The sequence below is a fragment of the Achromobacter sp. LC458 genome, assembly GCF_001005835.2.
In the GTDB taxonomy this organism is placed as follows: domain Bacteria; phylum Pseudomonadota; class Gammaproteobacteria; order Burkholderiales; family Burkholderiaceae_B; genus Achromobacter; species Achromobacter spanius_B.
The window spans coordinates 129,709-151,294 of record NZ_LBHW02000011.1 but is presented as its reverse complement, the minus strand read 5'-3'; the positions used below and the strand labels follow the sequence as shown (position 1 = coordinate 151,294).

Below are 21,586 nucleotides of genomic sequence, written 5' to 3'. Positions count from 1 at the left end.
GTGGCCATGCTGCCGGTAATCCTCGCGCGCGCGTAAGAAGCGGTCTTGTCTCTGCTCGATGCACATCCTTACATCGTGGCGCGCATGCCGCCCAGCATCCAACATGGCAACACTGATAGACCGCCAGCACGCACATCCAACAACCCACCGAGATACCGCCATGACCAAGAAGTTTTTCCGCGTTGCCCAGGAAGGCCAGACTACTGACGGCCGCGTCATTGAACGCCAGTGGCTGCATGACATCGCCGAAACCTACGACCCGAAAAAGTACGGCGCGCGCATCAACCTCGAACACATCCGTGGCCTGTTGCCCGATAGCCCTTTCAAGGCGTATGGCGACGTGCTGGCGGTCAAGGTCGAAGACAACGAAGAAGGCAAGGCGGAATTGTTCGCCCAGCTCGATCCCACCCCGGAACTGATCGCGTTCAACAAGGCGCGTCAGAAGGTCTACACCTCCATTGAAATTGATCCGGACTTCGCCGGGTCGGGCAAATGCGGCCTGGTCGGTCTGGCCGTCACCGATTCGCCCGCCAGCCTGGGCACCGATTACCTGGCGTTCTGCGCCGGAATGAAGGATCCGACGCGCAGCCCGCTCGCCCACAAGAAGCAAAAGCCCGCCAACTTGTTCACCGCTGCCGAACTGGTTGCGCTGGACTTCAGCGCCGAGAGCACCGACGAGCCCGACGAATCCACGAAGACGTTTTTCGGCAACCTGGGCAAGCTGTTCAGCTTTTTGAATGGCCAGCAGGTTCCGGCCACGAAGCCCGAACAAGCCCCCAGCATCCCGGCGGGCATGAACGAATTCGCCGCCGAACTGCGCAAAAACTTGGAGGCGTTCGCCACCGCCAAGGACACCGAAATCAAAGCGGTGCGCGACGATCTTGCGACCTTCAAAAAGAACGCGGTTTCGCGCGAAGAGTTCGATGCGCTGCGCAAGGAACTCGACTTTACCGACCGCAACCACAACAAGCGCCCGACCGCGACCGGCGGTAGCGGTGAAGTCGAAACCGACTGCTAACCCCTCATTCCCAATTCAGGAGCAACATCCATGCGTAACGAAACCCGCAAACAGTTTGACAAGTACCGGGCGCGCGTCGCCCAACTGAACGGCGTATCTGACACGTCGGCGTCCTTCTCCGTTGATCCTTCCATCCAACAGACGATGGAACAGAAAATCCAGGAAAGCTCTGCCTTTCTGACTTCCATCAACATGCCTTTGGTCCAAGATCAACTTGGCCAGAAAATCGGCCTCGGCGTCTCCGGCCCATCGGCCAGCCGCACGGATACCACGACGAAGAGCCGGGTAACGCGCGACATCACCGCGCTCGACCCGAACGGCTACCACTGCGTAAAGACCAACTTCGATACGCACCTGGCCTATGCGAAGCTCGATGCCTGGGCGCGCCATAAAGCGTTTCAGAATCTCGTCCGTGACGCGGTTCTCAAGCGCCAAGCGCTGGACCGCATCATGGTGGGTTGGAACGGCACGCACGCCGCCGCTGACACCAGCCTGGCGCAATACCCGCTGCTGCAGGACGTCAATAAGGGATGGTTGCAGAAGATGCGCGAACGCGCTGAGGCCCGCGTCATCGACGAAGGCGCGGCGGCTGGCAGTAAGGTGCGCATCGGCAAAGGCGGCGACTACGCCAACATCGACGCCGCCGTGTTTGATCTGGTGACCGCGCTGGATCCGTGGTTCCAGGACGATACCGAGCTGGTGGCAATCGTCGGGCGCGGTCTGCTGCATGACAAGTATTTCCCGCTCGTCAACAACAGCGAGGCCGCCACCGAAAAGGTCGCCACCGACATCATCATGAGCCAGAAGCGTGTCGGCGGCCAGCGCGCCGTCACGGTGCCGTTCTTCCCGGTCGGCACCGTGATGCTCACGCGCCTGGACAACCTTTCCATCTACGTGCAGGAAGGCAGCCGCCGGCGCCACATCAAGGAAGCGCCGGAGCGCGATCGCGTCGAATTCTACGAGTCGTCCAACGAAGACTATGCGCTGGAAGACTACGGTTGCTGCGCGCTGCTGGAAAACCTGCAGCTGCTGGACGCAGAAGGCAATCCCATCGGCGAAGGTGGCGAATAATGGCCGGCCTGGTCAAACGGCATCAGATGCGCGTAGCGGCGGCGCTCGCCGCTGCGTCGCGGCCGGCAGATGCCCCCGCCCCGACTTCCGGCCCGTACGAGCTGATGATGCATGCGCTGGTGAATGACCGGCGTACTCTCAAGTCGGTGCAATCCATCGAACGCAAGATTGAACTCAAGCGCGAAATGCTGGACAAGTACCGCGACTACGTACAGGGCGCGCTGGCCGCTGACAAGGGCGGCCAGGACGATGTCATCGTTACGGTGATGGTGTGGCTGCTGGACACGCTGCAATTTCGTCCTGCGCTGGATATCGGCGCCTACGTGCTGCGCCACGGTATCAAGCTTCCCGCTCACTACAACCGCGACGTTGCCACGCTGCTGCTCGATGAAATCACGGACGCTGCCTTGGGCGGCCGGGCGGCGCTGGACGCGGGTCTGCTTGATGAGCTGCTGACGCTTCAAGTGCTCACCGATGACCATGACGCGCCCGACCAAGCCCGCGCCAAGCTGCACCGCGTGATGGGCGAAACCCTCACGCACCTGGCCGGCGATCTGGCTGACGAGGACGCACGACGCATGGCCGCCGCCGCTCTGCAGCACCTGAACCGTGCCAAGCAGCTGGACGCGGCCGTTGGCGTGGTCAAGCTCATCGAAAAGCTGGAACGCAAGATCAAGAAGGCCGAAGGCGGCGCGCCGTCGCAGGCGGGGGAGGAAGGCCAGCCGCCGACCGCGCCCGCCGATGAGGGTGAAGCGCCGCCCCAGGCATAACCGAGTGCCCCCAACGCACACGGCGGCGCGGGGTTGAAGGTGGGCATTGCCCGACCGGACGCCCCGCCCACCGCCGATCACTGACACGCAATCATGAGCTTCGTCGCCACCACCCCCAAGCCGGCCAATGAGACCACCATCGATAACGATGGCTTTTGGCCTGATGTCAGCCCTTCCGACGCGCGCGCCGCCATGCGTCTAGACGACGGCACCGTCACAGCGGTTCGGCTGCGTCAGGCTCTTATCACTGCAATGCTGGAAGTGGGCCGCGATCTGGTGGGCTGGACCGAAGCACGCCTTGCCGAAGGCCATAAGACGCTCGACGACGTGCCCAGCCGTACGGTCATCGATGGCAAATCCATGCTGCTGCACAGTTACTTGCAGGCCGTCTATTGCTACGCCAAAGCCTCGCTTATCGAACGCATGCCGGACTACGACGTGTCGGCTGCGGGGCAGCGCAAGCAAGAAGCGTTGGCCGATGCCCCGGCCGACCTGCGACGTGACGCTCTGTGGGCAATCTCGCTTATCAAGGGCCGCGCACGCACCACGGTGGAGCTGATCTGATGCAAGTGCGCGCGCTCCAAGGTGACACCGTAGACGCCCTGTGCTGGCGCCACCTGGGCACCACGCGCGATGTCGTGGAACAAACCTACGAACTAAACCCCGGCCTAGCCGACTTGGGCGCGGTACTTCCGCACGGCCAGGTCGTCACGCTGCCGGATAGCACCCCGCAACCATCGGCGGCGCCTGCCGTCAAACTTTGGGATTGATCCAAATGGCCGAACCATCGACCGTATCGGGCGCCGTGGCCACCACGCTGGTATCCGGCGCGGCCCTGTCGCAAATCTTGCCCTTGATCGATGCCAATGCCGCCTTCGGCGCGGTCATGGGCGCGGCCTTGGTCGCAAGCACCAAGAAAGATTTGACCGCGTGGAAGCGCTTCGCCTCCTTCCTCGTGTCCGGCCTTTGCGGGTATGGCGGCGCCGGCGAGATTGTCGCCCGCGAGCTGGCCAAGGAAACCTTTTTGCCCGCCCTGGTCGGCGCCGTGGTTATCGTGCCGCTGGCGTTGAAACTGCTGGCCAAGGCGCCTGACTTTGATCTGGGCGCCATTTCTCGCGCCTTTGGGGAGAAGAAATGACCGACCTGCACCCAGCCCCTGCCTTGTCCGCCATCGCGGTCGCCTGCGCGTTTCTGTACGCCCTGACGGCCGGCCGCTTCCTCTGGTATCGGCCCAACGGCGCGCGCCACCGCCGCGCCCTTTCGTGCCTGGCGAGCGCGCTGATTGCGGCGCTCTTCTGCCGCGCGGTCGAAATCCTCTTACTACGTTCTCCTGCCAGCGCTTCCGAGCTGGTTATAGCGGGCCTGCTTTGCGCCTGCGCCTGGCGCGCGCGCGGCAACATCGCGGCGCTTGCCCGGGGAGATTCCGATGTCTGAAATCTTGCGCAAGGGCGACATCGGCCAGCGCGTCGCCGACCTGCAGGCCGATTTGCGCCGCGCCGGGTACGCCGTCGAACGCACCGCGATCTATGACGACCGCACGCGCGCCGCTGTGGCCGCGCTGCAAGCGGCAGCCGGTTTGGTCGTGGATGGCGTGTATGGGCCGAAGAGCCGCGTTGCGCTCGCCGACTTCGACGTGTCCAGCCTGCTCAAGGAATCCGACCTGATCGCCGCCGCCGAACGTCTGGGCGTGCCCTTGGCCAGCATCAAAGCAGTCAATGAGGTGGAATCACGCGGGCGCGGCTTTCTGCCCGACGGGCGCCCCGTCATCCTGTTTGAGCGTCACGTCTTCTGGAAGCAGCTTGTTGCCCACGGCGTGGACCCGACGCAGTACGGAGAGCGTCCAGCCATCTTGAGCCGTCAGCGTGGTGGCTATGCCGGCGGCGCGGCCGAGTATGTCCGACTGGCCTACGCCATGCAGATTCATGCGCCGGCCGCCCAGGAGGCAGCCAGCTGGGGATCGTTCCAGATCATGGGCTATCACTGGAAGGCGTTGGACTTTGCGGATATCGAGTCGTTCGTTGCCACTCAGCACCGCAGCGAAGGCGACCAGCTGGCGACCTTCACCGCATTTGTGCTGGCCGATGCGGCATTGCACCGTGCGTTGAAGGCAAAAAAATGGGCGCAATTCGCGCGCCTCTATAACGGCCCGGCCTACGCGGAAAACCTGTACGACATCAAACTGGCGCGCGCCTATGCGCGCTTCGCTGGCGAAACTCAGGAGGCGGGATGACGGCGATTCTCCGGACCCTGGCGCCCTACGCTATATCGCTGGTGTTGGCCGCTCTGATGTGGTTTCAACGCGGTCAGATTGAAAGTCAGGATATTGCCCTCAAGGCCTACGGGCAGATCATCAAGGGCCAGGATAGCGACCTGGCCGACCTGAAAGACCGCATGACGGGCCAGCGTCTCGATCTGCTGCAGTTGGAGCGCACGCAAGACGAAATTCGCAACGCGCTGGACCAGCGCACGTTCGACATCGAAAGGCTGAAAAATGAAGATCCGCAAATTCGCAGCTGGGCTGATTCTCTGCTGCCTGATCCTATTGCAAGGCTGCGTCAGCGCCCCGCCATTACCGGCGCCGCGGCTTACGCTGAATACCTGCGCACCCGTGACACCGTGCAGCCTGCCGGCGGCGGGTCCGAGGTCGCACGGAGACCTGACGCTGTTGATTGATCGCGTAGAGGCCGCATGGGCGATATGTGCGGCGAAGGTGGACAGCATTATCAAATGTCAGAGCGAGACCGGCCATGCGCAAAGCCAATGAACTGCGCGAGTACTTGACCAGGCACAACCGATTTTTGAATGAGTTCCCGGACCGCCTGCATGTCTTCGTGGAACAAGGGAACATTCACTGCTCCGCCACGCGCAGCTTGTCGCACGAGTATCGCTTTACTCTGACCATCGTTGTGACGGATTACGCTGGCTCGACCGATGCGCTCATGCTTCCCCTGTTGGCTTGGATTCGGGTCAAGCAGCCCGAGCTTATGGCGAACAAGGACCGCCGCGAGAACGGCATCAGCTTTGAGGTGGAGCTACTGGACAACAATGCGGCCGACGTGGAAATCAAGATACCGCTCACGGAACGGGTGATTGTGCAAAGCGCGCGCGACGGTAAAGGGATGGTTGCCGTTCACGAAGACGAGCCGGCAGACGAAGATCTGCCGCTAGACGCGGAAGAAATCACGGTGGAGCTGCCTGGATTCGATCCTGTCACGATCAGCATTCCCGCATGGCCACATCCCTATGAATGACGACTTCAGCGACGTGCAGGCCTGGGCAGCTGCCTTGATGCAGCAGCTGCGCCCAGCGGAGCGCCGCCGCGTAAACCGTGCGGTCGCGGTGGAGCTGCGCCGCAGCCAAAGCCTTCGCATCGCCTCGCAGCAAAACCCCGACGGCACGCCATATGCGCCTCGGCGCGCAAAGAAAAACCTGCGCAGCAAAGCCGGGGCCATTCGTCGCCGGATGTTCACCCGGCTGCGCACGGCCCGGTTCATGCGCATACGGGCTACGGACACTGAGGCAATTGTGGGCTACACCGGCGGCGCGGCCCGCCTGGCCATCGTTCACCAAGAAGGCCGCACAGACCGGCCCGCGCCTGGTCAAAAGCCAGTGCGGTATCCCCGCCGCAAGCTATTCGGCTTCACGCAGCAGGAACGCGACGCAGTGTTAGACACGCTCGCGCGCCATCTCGCAGGCCACCGCCTGTAGAGCGGCCTCGTACAAGGCGCACCACGTGCGCGCGCGAAAACTGCCCGGCAACATTGCCGGTATGAACGACGTCGCCGAACTCTTTCGCCTTATCTCCAACATCGTCCGCATCGGCACGGTGTTTGCCGTGGACCTGAAAAGCCGACCTGCAAAGGTCCGTGTTTCCTCCGGTGACTTGGAATCGAACTGGCTGCCCTGGCTGGAACTTCGCGCGGGGCGCACGCGCACGTGGAACCCGCTCACGGTGGGCGAGCAAGTCATCGTCCTGTGCCCCGACGGGGACCCCGCCGGCGGCGTGGTGCTGGCCGGCCTGAACTCGGAAGCCATCCCGGCGCCATCGGACAGCGAGGCGGAACACGTCACGGACTATCCGGACGGCGCACGTATCACCTACGACCATCATACCGGCAAGCTCACGGCGGTGGGCATCAAGTCGGCCTTCGTAGACGCGAGCGAGACTGCCACCCTCAAAAGCCCCGACATCACCCTTGACGGCAATGTGACGGTGACCGGCCTGCTGACGTATCAGGCCGGCATGGCGGGGAAGAACGGTAAAGGGAACGCCACCACCGTCGAAGGAAACATCATCCACATCAATGGCGATCTTTCTTCCAATGGCGTTGTGTTGCATACGCACAGGCATCGCACGCAAGGCCTGGACGCGCCCACAACGGAGCCGGTGCAATGAGCTATCTGGGTATGAACGCCGCTACGGGCCTACGCATCAGCGGACGCGAACACCTGGCGCAGTCGGTCAGCAAGGTTTTGCAGACGCCGCTTGCCACGCGCAACCGGCGCCGAACGTTTGGCGCAAAGGCAGCCGACATGATCGACTCGCCCGCGAATGGCGCAGCCGTCCTGCAGTTGTACGCAGCAGCGGCGACGGCGCTGATGTTGTGGGAACCACGATTGCGCGTGCGCTCGTTGTCGGTAGACGTGGACGCTGCCCGGCCTGGGCGCGTCGTGCTGAACATTCACGGCGAAGCCGATACGGGCGACCGAATTGAAAACGTGTCCTTCGCCACCCTTCTGAGCGCTTGACATGGCAAACCCCAACATCATCGATCTATCCCAGCTGCCCGCGCCCGACGTCGTTGAGGCACTGGACTACGAGCAAATTCTGGAAACGCGCAAGGCCCGTTACTTGGCGCTCTTTGCGCAAGAGGATCAAGACGCGATTGCCAAGGCGCTCGCACTGGAATCAGAACCGCTCGTTATCGTCCTGCAGGAGAACGCAGAACGGGAAGTGATTTTGCGTCAGCGCGTGAACGACGCGGCGCGCGCCGTATTGCTTGCCTTTGCACGCGGCAAAGACCTTGAACACATCGCGGCCGAGTACGGCGTATCACGCCAGCTCATCCAAGCCGCAAACCCTGATGCCGTGCCGCCCACTGATGCGGTGTATGAAAGCGACGACGAGCTTTGCGAACGCGCGCAAATGGCTTGGGAAGGCCTGTCCACCGCTGGCCCGCGCGACGGCTACGTGTTCCACGCCCTTAGCGCTGACGGCGCGGTGGCAGACGCCACCGCTACCAGTCCCCAGCCTTGCGATGTGCTGATCTGCGTGTTGTCCCGCGAGGGGGCCGGCGCCGCATCAGCCCAACTGGTGGCCAAGGTCACCGCCAAGCTAAGTGACGAAGACATTCGACCCATGGGCGACCGCTTGACGATTCAGTCATCGCAGATCGTGACGTACCGCGTCCGCGCCGTACTGCACATGAAAGGCGAAGGCCCGGGCCGCACGGTGGCGCTGGATGCGGCGCGCCGGGCGTGCGAGGCGTATGTGAATCGTCCGAGACGCGCGGGCGTGTCCGTGTGGCGTTCCGCCCTTACCGCTTCGCTTCATGTTGAAGGCGTGGACCATTTGGAACTGTTGGAGCCGGCGGCCGATCTGGTGCTGACCCCCGTGCAGGCGGCCACCTGCGCGGGTATCGAGCTGTCCATCGCCGTGGAAGGCTGATATGGCGGAGAAAACCACGCTGCTGCCGCCTGCTTCCACGCCCGTAGAGCGCAAGCTTGCGCAGGTGGGCGCCGACATTGAAAACGTCCCGTTGCCTATTCGTTCGCTTCGCCGCGCAGCGACGGCACCCGACGATTTGCTGCCTTGGCTGGCATGGGAACGATCAGTGGACCGGTGGGACGATTCCTGGACCGTGGCCGCGAAACGCAAGGCGTTGGCCAACTCGTTCCGGATACACCAGATCAAGGGAACCATCGGCGCGCTACGGCGCGTGGTGGAGCCGCTGGGGTATCTGCTTGAGGTGACCGAATGGCACCAAATGGCCCCCGAGGGCGCGCGCGGCACCTTCCGCCTGACCATCGGCGTGCTGGACGGCGGGATATCCGAACAGATGTATTACGAGCTGGGCCGGCTCATTGATTGCACCAAACGCCTGAGCCAGCACCTGATCGGCCTGGCCATCGCGGTAGAGGTCCGCGCGCAGGTGAATTACGGCCTCGCGTCTTACGACGGCGACGAAATGACCGTTTACCCGTATCAACCACAACCCGTGGAAGTCCGCACCGGCATGAACGCTGGCGTGGCCACGCACATCATTGACACTCTCACGGTATACCCATGACAACGTTTTTCGGAATTCTGACCAAAATTGGCGAAGCCAAGGAAGCCAACGCCAAGGCGCTGGGCGTGCCTGTCCTCATCACAGAAATGGAGGTGGGCGACGGCGGCGGCGTATCGCCGACACCGGACCGCGAGCAAACGGCCCTGATTGGCTCCAAACGTCGCGCGCAGATCAACCGATCCTTTGTGGATCCGAGCAATCCGTCTTGGCTCGTCGTGGAACAGGTCATACCGGAGCAGGTCGGCGGCTGGTGGGTTCGTGAGCTGGGCCTACGCGATGCGGACGGCGATTTGGTGGCCGTGGCCAACTGCCCGCCGACTTACAAGCCCCTGCTTTCGGAAGGGTCGGGCCGCACGCAGGTTGTCCGGATGGTGTTGCAGGTTTCAAGCGCCAAGGACTTCACCCTGAAAATCGATCCGGCCGTTGTCCTGGCGACGCGTCAGTACGTGGACGAGGGTCTGCTGAAAAAGCTCGATAAGGACGGTACGGCAGTCGCCGCGACCAAGCTGGAAACGGCCCGCTCGTTTTCGATCACGGGCGGTGCCACCGCAGCGGCAAAGACCTTTGACGGCACCGGCAATGTGGCGCTGACCGTGACCGCGTTGGACGTATCTAAAGCCACGGCCGGCACCTTGCCCGTGGCGCGGGGCGGAACGGGCGTTGCCACGGTTGCAGCGGGCGCTTATCTGGTTGGTGCCGGAACGGCCGCCCTGGCTACGCGTTCGGCGGCTCAGGTGCTGGACGATATCCAGGCCTTCCCCAAGGCGGGCGGCACCGTCAACGGGCCAGTCGTACTCGGCGCCGGCGCGGCGGTGGGCAGTCAATACGGCGCAAATACGGCAGCAGGACAGACAGCTCACGTCTTGCTGCCGGACGGCGGCGGTTTTTCGACGCACACGGGCACCATCACGGGCGCCATGAAAATCACCTTGCCGCCGGCGGCAATTGGCGCAAACACGATGATTCGGCTTCGGGTGGACATCTTCGAATACCTGACCGATGTTCCCCCCGTGACCATGTTGATTCACGGCTATGTACAAAGCACTAAGGCTTGGGGCCGGCAAGGCGCGACGATTATCGCCGGCACGGTCGGATCGGATATGGCGGTGCGGTTCGGATCTGATTCGAGTGGGGCGCTGTGCATCTGGCTTGGCGAATTGAACCGGGCATGGTCCTACCCGTCTGTGACCGTTTCCGAGGTGACGGCGAAGTACAACACTGCCGGCGCGACAGTCGCGGGATGGGCGACCGGGTGGAAGGTTGAGCCGGTCATCGCATTTGAGACCGTCGCCCAAACTGCCACGGTCAGCAATCTGGCTTTTGCCCGTTCGGATATCCCGCGCGTGACTGGCTTACAGGCGGCGCTGGACAGCCGCGTGCCGGTCGTGTCTATAAGCAGTCTGCCAACGACCAACATAGGCCCGGTCCTAGTCGCCGAAGTCGCAGAGGTGTGGATTTGGGTTTCCACGAGCTTCTATACCGGCTACCGCTCGCCCCTTTGCGGTCGGCCACTGGACGGCCACACCGTCGCGCCACTTCCCAGCGAAGTAGACGCGGTAGGCGGCGTCCTTCAGAAGTCCGCATATGCCGCGCTGTGGGGTTACGCGCAGGAAAATGGCTTGGTGCTCACCCAAGCCAATTGGGAAGCGCGGCGCGGTGGCCACTACTTCGTCAACATCGACGCGAACACCTTCCGCGTGCCCGATCTGCGCGACATGTTCCGCCGTTTCACCGGAACTGACGCTGACACTGCAAATGCAAGGGCGGTCGGTTCCCGTCAGGGCGATGCCAATAAAGCCCATTTCCATTTGCCATCGTCCGGCGGTAATTTCGTGGTCAATATGATTCCCTCGGTAGGTGGGTACGCAAATATTGCGGTCGATCCCCAAGGCTGGGTGCAGTCGAACGGCGGTAGCACGGCCACCAGCGGCGGGCCTGAAAGCCGCCCCATTAACGTCGCCTACCATCCGCGTATCCATGTCTAAATTAAGCGTGAATTCGGGGGTGGTAGGCGGTGTTGACAGGGCGCGTCTCAGTCGACGATCGAGTTGCACGAGCAGAATCGAAATCTATGCCTTGATTCACGGAGGTTCCTGTGCCTGACGGCGTCCCGACGCGGTTCGCGACGTGTCCTACAAGCGCTCCGGTAGTTTGTGGAGCGTCAGCACCTCGCAAGATGAAAGTCGCGGTCCCCTGGATTCGTTGGAGGGCATCCATCTGCGATGAACCGATAGTTCTTGCATTTGCAGTGAAGGTGACGCTATGCATGAATTCTCGGGTGATAAGCGACGTTCAGCGGACGATTTTCGGGGCCAGCCAGTACGCCGTCCATGCCGGCATTGGCGAGCAACATGCCCGCGCCGTTGGCCGATCCCGCAGCCCACGCATAGGAGTTGCCCAATAACCGACCGATGTTGTACGGCGATCGGACCGAATCGCCCTGGCGTGTGCCCAGCAGTCTCGCATTTGCAGTGCAAATTTCACCAACAGGAGTAGTACCTATGAAAGTCGCATACCAAACAGCACCCAACGGCCTTTATCTTCACGAGGTCGCCGCAAGCGAACTAGCGCTGTCGCCGGGCGAATTCAATATTCCTTTCGGCGCATATATTGAGGCGCCGCCCGCTGCGCCCGCCGGCAAAGTTGCGCGCCGCGAGGGGGAACGCTGGAACCTCGTCGATGACCACCGCAGTACCCCGCTTTGGATCGCAGAGACGGGGCTACCCTACAGCGTGGACACGAGCGCAACCGTTGACGGGCTAGAGGTCGCCTATCCCGGCTACGGACCGATACCGAGCTGGTTAACTGTCGCCGAGCCAATTAGCCCGACCGGAAAAGAAGGCGCCGACCTGGCGGAATAACGGCGGGGCTACGCGCAGGCGGCTTGCGCGGTTTCGCCAGCCAGACGGCCCAGGCGAATCTGCGCGAGCTGTCGCTTGCCCAGCGGACTTCTTGCAAGCTTCTGCGCCAACTCTCTGCCGCGAGGGTGGTAGTAGCGCAAAAGCATCCGCGTATCAACGTTTCCATTCACTTTCGCCAACTCATGCACCTGAAAGACCGTGGCGAGCTGTGACGTGCCTTCGTGCCGCAAGTCGTGAAAGCGCAAATCGTGAAAGTACGCTGCACTAGGCCGACGGCCGAACTTTCGGCATAGCGCTTCGTACTGAGCGCGGGCACGTCGCCGCGCGCGGATGAACGCGCGTGTGGCTGAACCGGGCTGCATTGTGAATATCCGGCCGCGCATTGGCTTGCCGGTCATCCAACGACGCAAAGCCTCTCGCGCGAGCGGCGTGAGGGGAACGTCCCGGGCGCGGCCGTTCTTGGTGTGGGGTAGATGCACCACGCCGTGCATCAGGTCCAAATTCTCTCGCAGAATGCCAACCACCTCAGAGCGCCGCATGCCCGTTTCACGAGCCACGATCAAGATGGTGGGCAACTCGCGTGACCTGGTGGCCCGGATGATCCAGTCCAGCTCTTCGCGCGGGCACTCCAACTCTGACACGCCCCTAAGCTGTATCTGTGTGAACAGGCGGCGGTCACGCGCATCATTTACGGCAGGCCTGCGCACAAGTTGCACCGGGTTTGCCAGCCAGTCATATCCCCAATCTTTTCGAATGATCGTGTAGACGTGCGATAGAAACGCCATCCGCCTCACGACCGTTGCCGATGCCCGAACCTTCAACCATTCGTCCCGCAGCTCCGCCAAGTCGCTGGCTCGAATGCGGTCTACCGGCCGCTGTGCAAGTCTGGTGGCGCTCCAAATGCGAGATATCGAACGTTCCGACACATGCCCCTTTTTGATAGCGGACACCTCCAACAGATAGCGCTCAAGCGCTTGCGCAAGTGTGGGTACGGCTTTTTTGATGCGTCGTCGGCTAGGGTGCATGGCGGAAAAAAAAGCCCGAAGTATCCCATGCGCTGTGTATCTCTCATGCACAAGGCAATTTCCATGCGCGCGCGAACGGTGCCCTTCAAACTGCAAGCCATACCCCGCGCATTGAAGGGCGGGATATCCGCTCACCAACAATGAGGGCTACTCATGGCACTGGACCAATATCATCACGGCGTGCGCGTTGTCGAACTCGACGGCGGCACGCGCCCCATCCGCACCGTTTCCACCGCTATCGTGGGGCTTGTGGCAACCGCCGAAGACGCCGACGCAGCGGCGTACCCGCTGAATACTCCCGTCCTCGTCACCAACATGGCCGCCGCCGCCGGCAAGGCCGGCACCAAGGGCACGTTGGCGCGCTCGCTGCAAGCCATCGCCTCGCAAACCAACCCGGCTGCCGTCATCGTGCGTGTGCCGCAGGGCGAGACGGAAGCGGAGACCACATCCAATGTCATCGGTGGCGTGGCACCGAATGGCCGATACACCGGCATGAAAGCACTGTTGGCCGCGCAGAACTCCGGCCCGAAGGTCAAGCCGCGTATCGTCGGCATTCCCGGCTTGGAAAACGCTGCAACCGTCGCGGCCCTGGCCGAGACCGCACAGAAGTTGCGCGGGTTTGGCTATGCCAGCATTGCCGGCTGCGACACCATCGAAGAGGCCGCCGCCTTCCGCGAAGGGTTCGGCCAACGCGAACTGATGCTGATCTGGCCCGAGTTCCTGGGCTGGGATTCGCGCGCCAATGCCGAAGGGATCATCACCGCATCCTCCGCCGCGCTGGGTCTGCGGGCCAAATTAGATCAGGACGTGGGCTGGCACAAGGTGCTGTCCAACGTCCCTGTCAACGGCGTTACCGGCATCAGCAAGGATGTTTTCTGGGACTTGCAAGACCCGGCCACGGACGCGGGCTATCTGAACGAGAAAGACATCACGACGCTGGTTAACCGCACGGGCTTTCGCTTCTGGGGCAGCCGCACGTGCGCCGGTCCCCAAAGCCTGTATCCGTTCGAGAACTACACCCGTACCGCGCAGATCCTCGCCGACACGATGGCCGAGGCGCACATGTGGGCGGTGGACGCGCCGCTGCATCCGTCGCTGGTCCGGGACATCCTCGAAGGCATCAATGCCAAGTTCCGCCAGCTCAAGTCACTGGGCTACATCATCGACGGCAAGGCCTGGTATGACGAAGAGCCGAACACCAAGGAATCGTTGAAGAGCGGCAAGCTGGTGCTCGACTTCGACTACACGCCCGTGCCGCCGCTGGAAGACCTGGGTTTCCGCCAGCGCATCACCGATCAATACCTGTTGGACTTCGCGCAGCGCATCGGCGCCTAACTCTCCGGCCGGCGCCCGGCGCCGGTCTCTCTGAACCCCTGGAGCCAAACAAATGGGAATGCCCAGCAAGCTCAAAAACATGAACGTCTACAACGACGGTACCAGCTATGCAGGTATCGCCACGTCCGTCACGCTGCCCAAGCTCACGCGCAAGATGGAAGCATTTCGCGGCGGCGGCTTGGGCGGTGCGGTCAAGGTGGATTTCGGCCTGGATGACGACGCGCTCAAGGTCGAATGGACGTGCGGCGGATATCTCACTCAGGTCTTGAAGCAGTACGGCTCCGTCGATGTCGCGGGCGTGCAACTGCGTTTCGCTTCGGCGTTCCAACGAGATGACACCCAGGCCGTGACGAGCGTGGAAATCGTTGTGCGCGGCCGCCATTCGGAAATCGACCGCGGCGAAATGAAAGTGGGCGACGACACCGAAATGAAGATGGTGACCGAGTGCGTTTACTACAAGGAAGTAGTGGACGGCGAGACCCTTTTTGAGATCGACCTCGTAAACATGATCCACATGGTCGGCAACGTTGACACCATGCAGGCGATTCGCACCGCCATCGGCCTCTAAAACTCTGCATCACTGGAAACCTCATGACTGACACCATCACCCCGAACAGCCACCCGCAAGCCGCCAGCCAGCCGGCGGCTGTCATCGACACGGACAACGTGAAGTCCGTTGATCTGGATGAGCCGATCAAACGCAGCAGCGGTGAAATTAAACGTGTGCTGATCCGCAAACCCAACGCTGGCGCCCTGCGCGGCGTAACCCTTATGGCGCTGGTTCAAATCGATGTCCAAGCCCTGCGCACCGTCCTGCCGCGCGTGTGCGAACCGATCCTGACGCCTGCCGAAATCAACGAGCTGGACCCGGCCGACCTGCTGAGTGTGGGGGCAACGCTGGCCAGTTTTTTTATGAGCAAGGTGGAGCGTCAGGCTATCCAAACTCCGTAGAGGACGCCATGGCGGATATCGCCATGGTGTTCCATTGGCCGCCGGCCGCGATGGACCCCATGGACCTGGCCGAGCTGGCCGACTGGCGCGAACGCGCGCGCGTACGCCACCAACCCGAGACGTAAACGATGGACAAGGCGCTACAGCTTCGCGTCATCGCGGCCCTGCAGGACAAGCTTTCCGGGCCGCTGCAGAAGATCCGAAATACGGCCGGCATGTCCGCACAGGGCGTGTCCGACCTGCGCGGCAGGCTCAAGCAGCTGACCACCGCGCAGCGCGACGTCGGCCAATTCCGCGAGCTGACGCGCGGCCTGCAATCTACTCGCGCCGAGATGGCCGCCGCGCAGCAGCGCGTGGCCACGCTCGCGCAGCAGATCCAGGGAACCACCAGCCCGACCCGCGCCATGACGCGGGAATTCAACCAGGCGGTCCGCTCTGCCCAGCAGCTCAAGGAGCGCCACGGGCAGCAGTCCATCGAGTTGCAGAAGCTGCGTGACAACCTCAGCCGCACGGGAATATCAAGCTCCAACTTGGCGCAGGATGAACGCCGTTTGCGCCAGCAGATCGACCAAACCTCTCAAGCGCTTTCGCGTCAAACGCAAAAGCTCCAAGCAGCGGCCAGCCATCAACAGAAACTCGCTGCGGCCAAAGACAAGTACGGTGCGGGCAAAGCCACCGCCGGCGCAATGGCAGGCACGGGTGTGGGCGCCCTGGCCACGGGCGGGGCCGCCCTCTACGCCGAATCGCGTTTCATCCGCCCTGGCGTAGAGTTTGACGCCAAGATGAGCAAGGTTCAGGCGCTGTCACGCCAAGACAAGGCCAGCGCAGAAATGAAAGCGCTTCGGCAGCAGGCGCGCGACCTGGGCGCGACGACGATGTTCTCGGCCACCCAGGCGGCTGACGCGCAAGGGTTTCTGGCCATGGCCGGCTTCAACGCGAAAGCAATCCTTGATGCGATGCCCGGCATGCTGTCGCTGGCCAAGGCGGGCGATACCGACCTGGCGCAGACGGCGGACATCGGTTCCAACATCCTGACGGGCTTTCAGCTTCCCGCCGAGCAGATGAGCCGCGTGGGCGACGTATTGACCGGCGCTTTCACGCGTTCCAATACCAGCTTGTACATGTTGGGCGAGACGATGAAGTACGTGGCGCCCGTTGCTTCCGGCGTTGGCGCAGACATCGAGACCGTTGCCGCAATGGCCGGCAAGCTGGGCGACGCGGGTATTCAGGGCAGCATGGGCGGCACGGCCCTGCGGGCGATCCTGGGCCGCCTCGCCGCCACTCCCAAGGCTGCCGCCGACGCGCTCAAAGAGCTGAGCATCAGCACCAAAGACGCCAAGGGAAACTTGCGTGACGTTCCGGCCATTCTGGAAGAACTGCACAAGAAAACCGCAAAGATGGGCAACGCGCAGCGGTCAGGCATCTTCAAAGCCATTGCGGGCGAGGAAGCATTCAGCGGGCTGCAGGTGCTTGTCGGCCAGGCCGGCACGGGAGACCTGCAGAAGTTCGTCACCACCCTTAAAACCCAAACGACGGGCGAAGCCGACAAGACCGCCGGCACGATGGCCGATAACCTGGTCGGGGATTTGGACGAGCTTTCCAGCGCATGGGAAGACGTGGGCATTCAAGTTGAGGAGCTGCACGATGGCAACCTGCGCAAGCTGGCGCGTGGCTTGGCTGGTGTCGTCAGCAACGTGGGCGAGTGGATGAGGGCAAATCCCAGGCTGGCCGGCGCGCTCACGATGGGCGCCACCGCCGTGGCGCTGCTGGTCGCCTCCTTCGGCGCGCTGACCCTGGCGCTGGCGGCCGTGCTAGGCCCCTTCGTCATGGTGCGCTTTGGACTGTCGATGCTGGGCATCCAGGGTGGCAGCTTGCTGGGCGTTTTGTTCAATCTGGCCAAAGGCGGGTTTGGGCTGCTGGGCGGTGCGATCATGACGGTGGGCAAACTGCTTATGGCCAACCCCATCGCGCTGGCTGTCTTGGCCATCGCCGGCGCCGCATACCTCATCTATCAGTATTGGGGTCCGATCCGCGTGTTTTTCTCGGGCCTGTGGGCGCAGGTCACAGCGGCCTTTGATGCGACGATGCAATGGCTGCGCACCGTGCTGGCCGCCCTGAACCCAATACCAATTCTTTCCGTGGCGTGGAATGGCCTGACGACCTTCTTTACTGGCATTTGGGAAAGCGTCAAAACTGCGGTCAATGGTGGCCTGGGCGGCATTGCTGCGCTTCTGGTGAACTGGTCTCCGCTAGGCCTCCTGTACACCGCGATTACTGCTGCCCTTGGCAAGCTTGGCATCGAGCTGCCGGGCAGCTTTACCGAGTTCGGCGGCATGCTGATTCAGGGGCTTATCAACGGCATCACCAGCATGGCCGGCGCGCTCAAAGAATCCATTTCCAACATCGGTACCGGCATTGTGGGGTGGTTTAAGGAAAAGCTGGGCATCCGTTCGCCAAGCCGCGTTTTCGCCGAAATGGGCGGGTTCGTTTCCGAGGGGGCCGCTGTTGGCATCGAAGACCGCCAGCCGGCCGCCGTGAAGGCCGCCCAGGCGCTCGCCGCGTCCGTGGCAATAGGTGGGGCTATGTCTCCCGCAGCGGCGGCCCTGGTGCCTCCTCCTGCGTTGGCATCGTCGGCCACCGCAATGGCGGGCGATGACCGCGCACTAGCCCGGATCGACAGCCGGCCGGCAATGTCATCGGCTGCAGCCGCCAGCAGACCCATCACCATCCAAGGCGACACCATCACGATCCACATCAGCGGCGCCAGCGCACAGCCGAGCGATATCGCCCGGGCGGTGGAAGATGCGTTGCGCCGCCGCGATAGCGACAAGGCCGCGCGGCTGCGTTCTTCCTATATCGACAACTGAAAGGAACCACCACCATGATGATGGCCCTGGGCATGTTCATTTTTGGCCTACCCACTGCTGCGTACCAGACGTTAAAGCGGCAGACGGAATGGCGGCACCCATCGAACTCGCGCATGGGCGCGGGGCCCGCGTATCAATTCGTGGGCAAGGGGGAAGACACGTTCACGCTGGGTGGAACGATCATCCCGCAGCTCTTCGGCACCACCAGCAGCCTGCGACTTCTGCGCCGCATGGGCGACACCGGTAAGGCGTACGTGATGGTTGACGGCGTAGGCACGGTGCACGGCGCCTTCATCATCACCGGCTTGGACGATGAAAGCTCAATGTTCTTTGTGAACGGCATTGCGCAGAAAGTGGACTTCACGCTCACGCTGAAATGCGTGGATGACTCCCAAGCGCGTCCGCTGCTTGATGACCTGCAAATCCCCATCGACAAGATGGACGGATCGATTCTGGGCTGGGGGCTTTGATGGCGTTGCTACCCGCCGCAAGCCAGCCCGCGCAGGGCGCCGAGCATCCCGTGCCACGTTGGCGCGTGGTCGTTGACGGCCAGGACATGACGGCCAAGGTCGCGCCGCGCCTCATGAGCTTGTCCATTACGGAATGCAGGTCCGACCAGGCCGACCAGCTCGACTTGGTTCTAGACGACGCTGACGGCCGGCTAGCGTTGCCTCGTCGTGGCGTCTCTGTCCGTGTGTATCTGGGCTGGGATGGTCCGCGCGGCCTGGTGGACAAGGGCACATTCGAAGTGGATGAGGTGGAATACTCCGGCCCGCCCGACACCATCACCTTGCGGGCGCGTAGCGCTGACATGGGCAACGCGTTGCGCACGCGCGCTACGCGCAGCTTCCACAAGACCACCATAAACGCCATCGTGGAAACCATCGCCAAAGCCCACAAGCTCACCCCTGTGGTGGGTCTTTTTGGGAAGACGAACGTTGCACACATTGACCAGACTGACGAATCGGACCTTGCGTTTCTGAACCGGATAGGCAAGCGTTACGATGCCGTGGCCACCATCAAAGAAGGCAAGTTGCTGTTTATGTCGGTGGGCACCGGCAGCACTGCGAGCGGCAAGGATATGCCCACCATCGAACTGACCCGCCGCGATGGTGACCATATCCGCTACCACGTCGCGGATCGGGATTCCTACACGGGCGTGCGCGCGTCCTGGCAAGACAAGGGCAAGGCACAGCGGCGTCACGTTTTGGCTGGCGTTATTGGCAACGCCAAGCGCCTGCGGCAACTGTATGCGAGCGAAGAGGATGCGCTTGAGGCCGCGCGCGCGGAATGGGCAAGACTTCGGCGTGGCATGGCCACATTAAAGTTCGATTTGGCTTATGGGCGGCCGGACCTTGCGCCGCAAACGAAGGTTCGATTTGCGGGCACCAAAGAGCCGATTAGCTCAACGGTATGGTTGCTGTCGCGCGTCACGCACAAGCTGGACGATAGCGGACTGACGACCAGCGCCGAGGGCGAGACGATAGAGGCGGCAGACGCACGCAAGGCGGACGAAGCCCAGCCCAGCGGCGACCTGCCTGCGGACGAGGACGCGGGCTAAGCCGCGCCGCACTACCGCTCGACGTTCAACATCAAGTTAACCACCAGCTGCACCGCGCCGATCTGGATGTTGTTGTTTCCTGAGATGGATTGACGCGGTGCTGTCTCCCCCGCGATCTGCATGTTGCCGTCACCTTCGATGCGCTGCTCGTTGGGCGGCGGCTCCGGCGGCGGGCGCGTAGCCCGTTCGTCAGAGGACCGCGCTAGTGCGGCGTACAACGTGCCCAACACGTCGTCATGCTTCGGTGATTCGTGAGGCTGATTAAGGATGTGAACGTTGGACCCGGGGCCGATAGGCTTATGCATTTCTTATCTTCCTACTGTGCTTGGCCAGCTCCATACAGGCACAAAAGACCGGACGCACCTGCAGCCCTTGCCGGCTTATGAGGGCTTCACTTCCCCCTTTGCCACAGCCCCGGCTTTGAAGATCTACGCGGCCAAATCCAACACCAACGCAATCAGCTGATCCTGCGTCGGCGCCATCTGCGCCTTGCTGGCCCGGAACAAGGCATCGGCGGCCTTGCGCTTCTTCGCGGGACTCATCTTCCGGTCGGTCGCTTCAAGCGCCAATTCCAGTGTCTCCCAAGCCATCCCATATCTCTCAAGGTCGGCTTCCAGGTCCTTAGCCGACAGCGAGCGAGCGCCGGTCACGATGTAGAGAACGTCGGCGCCGGCGGCGGCTACCGCCTCTAAGTACTTTGCGTCCGGGCTTCGCTTGCCCGATTCGTACGTGTGCTGGGCGAGGGCCTTCACCCCGCCTATCGCCCCAAAGGTTGCTTGATCCATCGCCAGGCGCTTCCGCTCTTCGCGCAGACGTTCGCCAATATTCATTTCCATAGTTTTCCCATTGACCAACTATGCGAATGCATAGATAATGTGGTTTCACACTTGTTATCAAATGCCAAACAGCATGAAACATACACCAACCGCGAGTACCAAAGGTTCCGCCAAACGGATGACAGACGCCGGGGACGTGCAAAAGATGGTCGGCTTTCGAGTACCTGTCGCCGAATTTGCACGTTGCGTCGCTCATGCAAATCAGCAAAAGCGTTCGACTTCTTCGTTCATTCGGATGCTTGCGCTTCGAGGGCTTGAAAGCTTCGAGGCGGAAATCGGTGACCCGAAATCCCGGCGGCGCTGAGCAATGAACAGATTCGGTATGGCCTGCCCTTACTGCGAAACGTGGGCGACTGTGCGCAGCAGTGAATCGCTGACGCCCCTGGTCCGGGTCGCCTATTTCCAGTGCCGCAATCTCAATTGCGGCCTCATCTGGAAGGCCCACATTGAGGCAATCGCCGCCATAACAACGTCGCCCCTTGCGTCTGCCCGACCAGACATTCACCTGCCGCTTTCCCCCTACAGCGAGGCATTGCGCCGTGCCGCTACGGCTAAAGCAGATCCTCGCCAACTGAGCCTTGACCATGAAAACCAATAACGCCAGTCTTTCCGTTGTGCATGGTTCCGTCAACTGGAGCCGCAACTTTCTTTCCGATCAGGCATACCAGTTCATTGCGGTTGAATTGGCCAACTGCAAACGCTCCGCCGTGCTGCGAGATAACCAGCTGCTTGAACGCTGCACCGCGCATCTGGTGGCGCTGGCAGGTTGCTCTATGGCAACAGCCGCAACACAAGCGGCGCAAGTTATCGCAGAACACGACAGCGCCCGTAGCCGCGTCACTCTGGACATGGACCGAAGCACCAGCCATGCCTTGTTTGTTGTGGACCGCGATCAAGGCACCACGCGCGTTATTTCCGCCGCTGAGCTGGCCGAGATTTTGGACGCCTATCAGGCCGGCCAGACGCTTCAAAGCGCGCCCGCGCACTAACCCCCTACCTAT

Annotated in this window: 30 protein-coding genes; 26 read left to right on the top strand and 4 right to left on the bottom strand. The window is 62.2% G+C overall.

Going from position 1 to position 21,586, the window contains the following annotated elements; all coding sequences use genetic code 11:
• Positions 1-160 precede the first annotated feature (160 nt).
• From YH64_RS12140 to YH64_RS12105, 8 genes are all read left to right on the top strand, one after another.
• Positions 161-1,018, top strand: coding sequence for a GPO family capsid scaffolding protein (locus YH64_RS12140; protein ID WP_046804478.1), 858 nt, complete (start codon positions 161-163; stop codon positions 1,016-1,018).
• 30 nt (positions 1,019-1,048) lie between these two features.
• The gene (locus tag YH64_RS12135) at positions 1,049-2,089 is read left to right on the top strand and encodes a phage major capsid protein, P2 family (protein ID WP_046804477.1); all 1,041 of its coding nucleotides are present in this window, start codon (positions 1,049-1,051) and stop codon (positions 2,087-2,089) included.
• Positions 2,089-2,859, top strand: coding sequence for a phage terminase small subunit (gene gpM / locus YH64_RS12130; protein WP_143215341.1), 771 nt, complete (start codon positions 2,089-2,091; stop codon positions 2,857-2,859). The genes YH64_RS12135 and gpM overlap by 1 nt, the downstream gene beginning before the upstream one ends.
• Before the next feature lie 93 nt (positions 2,860-2,952).
• The gene (locus YH64_RS12125; RefSeq protein WP_046804475.1) at positions 2,953-3,423 is read left to right on the top strand and encodes a head completion/stabilization protein; all 471 of its coding nucleotides are present in this window, start codon (positions 2,953-2,955) and stop codon (positions 3,421-3,423) included.
• A complete protein-coding gene (locus YH64_RS12120; RefSeq protein WP_046804474.1) occupies positions 3,423-3,629 on the top strand; it encodes a tail protein X in 207 nt (68 codons plus the stop codon). Before YH64_RS12125 ends, YH64_RS12120 begins: the two co-directional genes overlap by 1 nt.
• A 5-nt stretch (positions 3,630-3,634) precedes the next feature.
• Positions 3,635-3,997 carry a putative holin gene (locus YH64_RS12115; protein WP_046804473.1) on the top strand — a complete coding sequence of 121 codons (363 nt, stop codon included), beginning with the start codon at positions 3,635-3,637 and terminating at the stop codon, positions 3,995-3,997.
• On the top strand, positions 3,994-4,293 hold the full coding sequence (locus tag YH64_RS12110) for a phage holin family protein (protein WP_046804472.1): 300 nt from the start codon (positions 3,994-3,996) through the stop codon (positions 4,291-4,293). The genes YH64_RS12115 and YH64_RS12110 overlap by 4 nt, the downstream gene beginning before the upstream one ends.
• Positions 4,286-5,089, top strand: coding sequence for an N-acetylmuramidase domain-containing protein (locus tag YH64_RS12105; RefSeq protein ID WP_046804471.1), 804 nt, complete (start codon positions 4,286-4,288; stop codon positions 5,087-5,089). The genes YH64_RS12110 and YH64_RS12105 overlap by 8 nt, the downstream gene beginning before the upstream one ends.
• Here the strand turns inward: YH64_RS12105 and YH64_RS30370 are convergent.
• Positions 5,074-5,364, bottom strand: coding sequence for a hypothetical protein (locus YH64_RS30370; RefSeq protein WP_082134446.1), 291 nt, complete (start codon positions 5,362-5,364; stop codon positions 5,074-5,076). The genes YH64_RS12105 and YH64_RS30370 overlap by 16 nt on opposite strands.
• Here YH64_RS30370 and lysC point away from each other — a divergent pair.
• The 9 genes from lysC (at position 5,351) to YH64_RS12055 (ending at position 12,010) form a co-directional block, all read left to right on the top strand.
• Positions 5,351-5,623 carry an Rz1-like lysis system protein LysC gene (gene lysC / locus YH64_RS30365; protein WP_082134445.1) on the top strand — a complete coding sequence of 91 codons (273 nt, stop codon included), beginning with the start codon at positions 5,351-5,353 and terminating at the stop codon, positions 5,621-5,623. The two genes, YH64_RS30370 and lysC, sit on opposite strands and share 14 nt — an antisense overlap.
• A complete protein-coding gene (locus YH64_RS12090; RefSeq protein ID WP_046804470.1) occupies positions 5,607-6,110 on the top strand; it encodes a phage tail protein in 504 nt (167 codons plus the stop codon). The genes lysC and YH64_RS12090 overlap by 17 nt, the downstream gene beginning before the upstream one ends.
• On the top strand, positions 6,103-6,567 hold the full coding sequence (locus YH64_RS12085; protein ID WP_046804469.1) for a phage virion morphogenesis protein: 465 nt from the start codon (positions 6,103-6,105) through the stop codon (positions 6,565-6,567). The genes YH64_RS12090 and YH64_RS12085 overlap by 8 nt, the downstream gene beginning before the upstream one ends.
• A 61-nt stretch (positions 6,568-6,628) precedes the next feature.
• Positions 6,629-7,255, top strand: coding sequence for a phage baseplate assembly protein V (locus tag YH64_RS12080; RefSeq protein WP_046804501.1), 627 nt, complete (start codon positions 6,629-6,631; stop codon positions 7,253-7,255).
• The gene (locus tag YH64_RS12075) at positions 7,252-7,608 is read left to right on the top strand and encodes a GPW/gp25 family protein (RefSeq protein ID WP_255444356.1); all 357 of its coding nucleotides are present in this window, start codon (positions 7,252-7,254) and stop codon (positions 7,606-7,608) included. The genes YH64_RS12080 and YH64_RS12075 overlap by 4 nt, the downstream gene beginning before the upstream one ends.
• A 1-nt stretch (position 7,609) precedes the next feature.
• Positions 7,610-8,527 carry a baseplate J/gp47 family protein gene (locus YH64_RS12070; RefSeq protein ID WP_046804468.1) on the top strand — a complete coding sequence of 306 codons (918 nt, stop codon included), beginning with the start codon at positions 7,610-7,612 and terminating at the stop codon, positions 8,525-8,527.
• A gap of 1 nt (position 8,528) precedes the next feature.
• Complete coding sequence (locus YH64_RS12065) at positions 8,529-9,149, top strand: phage tail protein I (protein WP_046804467.1); 621 nt, start codon at positions 8,529-8,531, stop codon at positions 9,147-9,149.
• Entirely contained in the window at positions 9,146-11,134 is a 1,989-nt protein-coding gene (locus YH64_RS30525) for a phage tail protein (RefSeq protein WP_052946000.1), read from the top strand. Before YH64_RS12065 ends, YH64_RS30525 begins: the two co-directional genes overlap by 4 nt.
• A 516-nt stretch (positions 11,135-11,650) precedes the next feature.
• The gene (locus YH64_RS12055) at positions 11,651-12,010 is read left to right on the top strand and encodes a tail fiber assembly protein (RefSeq protein ID WP_046804466.1); all 360 of its coding nucleotides are present in this window, start codon (positions 11,651-11,653) and stop codon (positions 12,008-12,010) included.
• An 8-nt stretch (positions 12,011-12,018) separates the two neighbouring features.
• On the opposite strand, the gene YH64_RS12050 is transcribed toward YH64_RS12055, so the two are convergent.
• Entirely contained in the window at positions 12,019-13,086 is a 1,068-nt protein-coding gene (locus tag YH64_RS12050; RefSeq protein ID WP_255444354.1) for a tyrosine-type recombinase/integrase, read from the bottom strand.
• Positions 13,087-13,188: 102 nt separating this feature from the next.
• Between YH64_RS12050 and YH64_RS12045 the strand changes: the two genes are divergently transcribed.
• The 7 genes from YH64_RS12045 (at position 13,189) to YH64_RS12015 (ending at position 19,749) form a co-directional block, all read left to right on the top strand.
• Positions 13,189-14,370: a phage tail sheath protein gene (locus tag YH64_RS12045; RefSeq protein WP_046804465.1), complete on the top strand. Its 1,182-nt coding sequence runs from the start codon at positions 13,189-13,191 to the stop codon at positions 14,368-14,370.
• A gap of 52 nt (positions 14,371-14,422) precedes the next feature.
• Positions 14,423-14,938 (top strand): phage major tail tube protein, encoded by a 516-nt coding sequence (locus YH64_RS12040; protein ID WP_046804464.1) that lies wholly within the window; start codon positions 14,423-14,425, stop codon positions 14,936-14,938.
• Between the two features lie 23 nt (positions 14,939-14,961).
• Positions 14,962-15,321 (top strand): phage tail assembly protein, encoded by a 360-nt coding sequence (locus YH64_RS12035; RefSeq protein WP_046804463.1) that lies wholly within the window; start codon positions 14,962-14,964, stop codon positions 15,319-15,321.
• 8 nt (positions 15,322-15,329) lie between these two features.
• Positions 15,330-15,446, top strand: coding sequence for a GpE family phage tail protein (locus tag YH64_RS12030; protein ID WP_046804462.1), 117 nt, complete (start codon positions 15,330-15,332; stop codon positions 15,444-15,446).
• 3 nt (positions 15,447-15,449) lie between these two features.
• The gene (locus YH64_RS12025) at positions 15,450-18,188 is read left to right on the top strand and encodes a phage tail tape measure protein (protein WP_046804461.1); all 2,739 of its coding nucleotides are present in this window, start codon (positions 15,450-15,452) and stop codon (positions 18,186-18,188) included.
• A gap of 14 nt (positions 18,189-18,202) precedes the next feature.
• On the top strand, positions 18,203-18,658 hold the full coding sequence (locus YH64_RS12020; protein ID WP_046804460.1) for a phage tail protein: 456 nt from the start codon (positions 18,203-18,205) through the stop codon (positions 18,656-18,658).
• A gap of 86 nt (positions 18,659-18,744) precedes the next feature.
• Entirely contained in the window at positions 18,745-19,749 is a 1,005-nt protein-coding gene (locus tag YH64_RS12015) for a contractile injection system protein, VgrG/Pvc8 family (protein ID WP_255444352.1), read from the top strand.
• A gap of 11 nt (positions 19,750-19,760) precedes the next feature.
• On the opposite strand, the gene YH64_RS12010 is transcribed toward YH64_RS12015, so the two are convergent.
• On the bottom strand, positions 19,761-20,054 hold the full coding sequence (locus tag YH64_RS12010; RefSeq protein ID WP_046804458.1) for a hypothetical protein: 294 nt from the start codon (positions 20,052-20,054) through the stop codon (positions 19,761-19,763).
• A gap of 123 nt (positions 20,055-20,177) precedes the next feature.
• On the bottom strand, positions 20,178-20,585 hold the full coding sequence (locus YH64_RS12005; RefSeq protein WP_052945999.1) for a helix-turn-helix domain-containing protein: 408 nt from the start codon (positions 20,583-20,585) through the stop codon (positions 20,178-20,180).
• 307 nt (positions 20,586-20,892) lie between these two features.
• Between YH64_RS12005 and YH64_RS30765 the strand changes: the two genes are divergently transcribed.
• Both YH64_RS30765 and YH64_RS11995 read left to right on the top strand, forming a co-directional pair.
• Positions 20,893-21,183, top strand: coding sequence for an ogr/Delta-like zinc finger family protein (locus YH64_RS30765; protein ID WP_082134444.1), 291 nt, complete (start codon positions 20,893-20,895; stop codon positions 21,181-21,183).
• Positions 21,170-21,574, top strand: a complete 405-nt coding sequence (locus YH64_RS11995; protein ID WP_046804457.1) for a hypothetical protein — start codon at positions 21,170-21,172, stop codon at positions 21,572-21,574. Before YH64_RS30765 ends, YH64_RS11995 begins: the two co-directional genes overlap by 14 nt.
• Positions 21,575-21,586: the final 12 nt, after the last annotated feature.